The sequence below is a fragment of the Pseudokineococcus marinus genome, assembly GCF_013004605.1.
Classification (GTDB): Bacteria; Actinomycetota; Actinomycetes; order Actinomycetales; family Quadrisphaeraceae; genus Pseudokineococcus; species Pseudokineococcus marinus.
In genome coordinates, this window is the sequence record NZ_JABEMA010000244.1 from 1 (window position 1) to 4,753 (window position 4,753).

Genomic DNA, 4,753 nt, shown 5'->3' on the forward strand with positions numbered 1-4,753 from the left:
CGGCCTGCTGGGCGCGCGGTTCGGGGCGTGGATCGGCGCGATCGAGTGCCGCTCGTAGGGGGTGCTCGTTCAAGACATCACCCGGGAGGGCCCGGCCGCCGAGCGGGCGCGGCGCCGGGGCGAGGCCTTCGACGCGTGGGACTCCCTGTCCCGCGGAGAGGACCCGACCGGCGGGGTCGAGGGCGACCGCCGCCGCTGATCCGACGGCGGGAGCCGCGGGAGCCGCGGGGCGCGGCGGCTGGCATGATGACGGAGCGCCCGAGGGGGCCGCGCGAGCGGTCGTCGCGAGCGCCGTGACCGCGCCGCTCGGCGCGACGTCGCCCGACCACCACCGACGACCAGACCGATCGACGAGAGCGAGCCGTGCGTCGGACCGCCGCAGGGCCGTCCGGGCCGGTCGAGGAGGGCCCCATGGCCGAGCGCACGCAGGACCGCGGCACCCAGCAGGACGCGCAGCCCGACCCCCGGCACCAGCCGCAGCTCCCCCCGCACGCGGAGGACCACGGGCACAGCCTCGCCGCGTGGGCGGGCGTCGGGGTCGTCATGGTCGGCGCCCTCGTCGGCTGCCTCGCCGTCGTCTTCACCGTGTGGTGGCTCCTGGCCGTCGGCTTCGTCGTCATGGCCGTCGGGCCCGTCGTCGGGATCGTCCTCGCCAAGATGGGCTACGGGGCGGGCACGCCCGAGCAGTCCTCCGACGAGCCGGGCGACGAGCCCCACCACGGCCCGGCCGGGCGCTCGGGCGAGTCGGCGTCGACGACGGCCAACGGGCCCCGCTGAGCCCGCGGCTCACGCCGGCCCCGTCCCCCTCGAGGGGCCGGGCGCCGGGAGTGCCGCGCCGCTGGCCCCCGCTCGTCCTCGGGGCGGTGGGGGCCGCGTCGCTGGCCGCCGTCGCGCTGCGCGACCCGCACGTGCCGGGCAGCTGGGGCACCTGCCCCGTCCTGCTGCTCACCGGCCTGCCGTGCCCGGGCTGCGGCGGGCTCCGGGCCGTGTCCGACCTCCTCGCCGGTCAGCCGCTGGCGGCCCTCGGCAGCAACGCCCTCGCCGTCGCCCTCGTCGTCGGGGGAGCTCTCGTGTGGGCGGCCTGGACCGCGGCGGCCCTGCGTCGGCGGCCGCTGCGCCTGGTCGACGCCGTCACGGACCGGCGGGCCGTCCTCGGGGTGACCGCGCTGGCCGTCTTCACCGTCGTGCGATGGCTGCCCGGTGCCGGCGCTCTGCTCGGGCCCTGAGACGGCGCCTCGTCAGCGGGAGGCGTCCGCCCGTCCCCGCGGCGCCCGCCGCCGGGCGAGCCCCGCGACCGGCGTCCACCGCACCCCGCACGACGGAGGGCCCGGACCAGACGGTCCGGGCCCTCCGTCGTCGCCGACATCGGTGGGGGGAGCCGGGGCGGCCCGCCAGCTGACGAGGGGCCTCAGCCGAAGAGGTTCTCCGTCTGCTCCTGGATGCACTGCTGCTGCTCAGCGCCCGTGAGGCCCTCGCACTGCTGGGCGGCGTCTCCGATGAAGCTCAGGCCCACCGCGACGAGGATGACGCTGATGACGCCGAGGACGAGGGAGACGATCGACAGCACCAGGCCGGTCGTCGCCACGCCGCCGTTCGTCGCCTCTCCGCGCTTCACGCGCCGGCGGGCGCCCACGCCGAGGACGATGCCGACGACGCCGATGACCACGGCCGGGATGCCGGCGAGGAAGATGCCGACGCAGACGGACAGCAGGGCGACGATGCCGACGACGAGCGCCGCGACGCCGAGGCCGTTGCGCGGCTCCTGGTGCGGCTCCCCGCCGTAGGGGGAGGCCGAGGCGTCGCCGCCGTAGCGGGCCGGCTCGCCGTACCCGCCGCTCGAGGGCCGGTCGTACGCGCTGCCGTCGCCGGAGGTCTGGCCGTAGCCGGGCGCGGCGTCGCCGTAGCCGGGCTGCTCCGGCGGGCGGTCGCCCGACGGCTCCTGGCCGTAGCGCGGCTGGTCGGGGTCGCTCGGGGTGCTCACGTCTGGCCTCCTGGCTGGGCCCTCGGGGGCCCGTCGTCGGGGGTCGGCGGTCGGCCGGCTCGCCGCCGTCCTGCGGCGGTGCCCCGCCGCTCGGGGCGGTCGTCCGACGTTATCGGCGCTGCGCCCGCACCGCGCGGCGCGCGCGCCGGGGGACCCGCACGAGTGCTGCCGGTCCCCCGCACGAGCAGGACCGGACGCAGGGGGCACCCGACGGGGCCACGGCGGTCCCCGTCCGCGGCAGGGCGGGGGCGCGGGAGCGCGGCGGGCCACGCACTAGAGTCCTGCGCGGCAGGACGGATCGACCCGACCGGCGCTCGGGCCGCGGCGCCCACCCTCCGGTGCAGCCACCACGGACCCGGTGGTGCACGCCGGAGCGGTGACGGCTCGCGGACCAGGACGGCGTCGGCCGAGGACGACCGGAGCAAGCACAGCGTCGAAGCGGAGGAGCCCTCACGTGAGCGTGCTCGACGACATCCTCGCCGGGGTCCACGCCGACCTCGCCGGGCGGCAGGAGACCACCTCGCTCGACGAGCTGAAGGAGCGCGCGTCCCGCCGCCCCGGCGCCCTCGACGCCGTCGAGCGGCTGCGCCGGGTCGACGGCGACGAGGAGCGCGGCGCGGTGAAGGTCGTCGCCGAGGTGAAGCGCTCGAGCCCCAGCAAGGGGGCCCTGGCCGCGATCGGCGACCCGGCGGGCCTGGCGCGCGACTACGAGGCCGGGGGCGCCGCCGTCATCAGCGTCCTCACCGAGCGTCGCCGCTTCGGCGGCAGCCTGGAGGACCTCGACGCCGTGCGCGCGGCCGTGGACGTCCCGGTCCTGCGGAAGGACTTCGTGACGACCTCCTACCAGGTGTGGGAGGCTCGGGCCCACGGCGCGGACGTCGTGCTGCTCATCGTCGCCGCCCTGGAGCAGCCCGCGCTCGTGTCCCTCGTGGAGCGGGTGCACTCCCTCGGGATGACGGCGCTCGTCGAGGTGCACGACGTCGAGGAGGTCGCCCGGGCCGTCGACGCCGGCGCTCGGGTCATCGGGGTCAACGCGCGCGACCTGCGGACGCTGCACGTCGACCGCAGCACCTTCGCCGCCGTGCGCCCCGCGGTCCCGGCCGGCGTCGTCGTCGTCGCCGAGTCGGGCGTCCGGGGCTCCCACGACGTCTTCGACTACGCCCGCGCGGGCGCGGACGCCGTGCTCGTCGGCGAGGCGCTCGTGACGGGCGGCGATCCCCGCGCCGCGGTGGCGGACCTCGTCGCCGCCGGCAACCACCCCTCGACCAGGGCAGGACGCGCATGAGCACGAGCACACCGCCCCGCGCGGGCACGGCCACCGGGCTCCCGGACGGCGCGGCCCTCTCGAGCGCCTCGGGACCCTACTTCGGCGAGTTCGGCGGGCGCTTCGTGCCCGAGGCGCTCGTCGCGGCGCTCGACGAGCTCGACGCGGCCTTCACGCAGGCGTGGGCCGACCCCTCGTTCCGGGCCGAGCTCGACGAGCTGCACCGGACCTACACGGGGCGGCCGAGCATCCTCACCGAGGCGCCGCGCTTCGCCGCCCACGCGGGTGGGGCGAGGGTCTTCCTCAAGCGCGAGGACCTCAACCACACGGGCTCGCACAAGATCAACAACGTGCTCGGCCAGGCGCTGCTCACCAAGCGCATGGGCAAGAAGCGCGTCATCGCCGAGACGGGCGCGGGCCAGCACGGCGTCGCGTCGGCGACGGCGGCGGCGCTGCTCGACCTCGAGTGCGTCGTCTACATGGGCGAGCGCGACACCGAGCGCCAGGCGCTCAACGTGGCGCGGATGCGGCTCCTCGGGGCCGAGGTCGTGCCGGTGCGCACCGGCTCGCGCACCCTCAAGGACGCCCTCAACGAGGCGATGCGCGACTGGGTCGCCAACGTCGACGACACCCACTACCTGCTGGGCACGGTCGCCGGCCCGCACCCCTTCCCGACGATGGTGCGCGAGCTGCACCGCGTCATCGGCGAGGAGGCGCGGACGCAGGTTCTCGAGCGCGTCGGCCGCCTCCCGGACGTCGTCGTCGCCTGCGTGGGCGGCGGCTCGAACGCCATGGGCATCTTCCACGCCTTCCTCGACGACGCCGAGGTCGCGCTCCTGGGCCTCGAGGCGGGCGGCGACGGCGTCGCGACGGGCCGGCACGCCTCGTCCATCACGGGCGGGGCGCCGGGCGTCCTCCACGGCGCCCGCTCGATGCTCCTGCAGGACGACGACGGGCAGACGGTCGAGTCCCACTCGATCAGCGCGGGGCTGGACTACCCGGGCGTCGGCCCGGAGCACGCGTGGCTGGCCGCCACCGGCCGGGCGCAGTACCGCCCGGTCACCGACGACGAGGCGATGCAGGCCATGCGCCTGCTGTGCCGCACGGAGGGCATCATCCCCGCCATCGAGACGGCGCACGCGCTCGCCGGTGCGCTGGAGGAGGGCCGCCGGCTCGGGCCGGACGGCGTCGTCCTCGTCAACCTGTCCGGGCGCGGCGACAAGGACGTCGACACCGCCGCCCGCTGGTTCGACCTCGTCAGCGACGAGGACCTCGTCGCGACCGAGGACGTGCGCACCGACCGCGCCGACGAGGGGGTGCACGCCGGACCCGACGTCGTCGCCGGCGGCGACCCGCGCGACGAGGGCGTGCCGGAGCAGGGGCCCCGCGACGAAGGCGGCGAGGCGGTCGACGCCGAGGACGCTGCGCTTGATCACCGGTCACCCCCCTCGACGCGGACCTTGACGGACGGCTGGCGCTCGACCGCCCGCAGGCGTTCGGCGACCGCC

Annotated in this window: 4 protein-coding genes and 1 pseudogene; 4 read left to right on the forward strand and 1 reads right to left on the reverse strand. The window is 77.2% G+C overall.

Annotated features, from left to right (window positions below):
- Positions 1–411 precede the first annotated feature (411 nt).
- Positions 412–777, forward strand: a complete 366-nt coding sequence (locus HLB09_RS13155; RefSeq protein ID WP_171203802.1) for an HGxxPAAW family protein — start codon at positions 412–414, stop codon at positions 775–777.
- Positions 778–863: 86 nt separating this feature from the next.
- Positions 864–1,226: a DUF2752 domain-containing protein gene (locus HLB09_RS13160; protein WP_212771047.1), complete on the forward strand. Its 363-nt coding sequence runs from the start codon at positions 864–866 to the stop codon at positions 1,224–1,226.
- A 182-nt stretch (positions 1,227–1,408) separates the two neighbouring features.
- Here the strand turns inward: HLB09_RS13160 and HLB09_RS13165 are convergent, their stop codons facing one another.
- On the reverse strand, positions 1,409–1,981 hold the full coding sequence (locus tag HLB09_RS13165) for a DUF4190 domain-containing protein (protein ID WP_171203803.1): 573 nt from the start codon (positions 1,979–1,981) through the stop codon (positions 1,409–1,411).
- A gap of 454 nt (positions 1,982–2,435) precedes the next feature.
- Between HLB09_RS13165 and trpC the strand changes: the two genes are divergently transcribed.
- Both trpC and trpB read left to right on the forward strand, forming a co-directional pair.
- Complete coding sequence (gene trpC / locus HLB09_RS13170; RefSeq protein WP_171203804.1) at positions 2,436–3,266, forward strand: indole-3-glycerol phosphate synthase TrpC; 831 nt, start codon at positions 2,436–2,438, stop codon at positions 3,264–3,266.
- Positions 3,263–4,522: pseudogene (trpB, locus tag HLB09_RS13175) on the forward strand (tryptophan synthase subunit beta); the annotation flags it as partial. The gene trpC and the pseudogene trpB, both read left to right, overlap by 4 nt.
- Positions 4,523–4,753 lie beyond the last annotated feature (231 nt).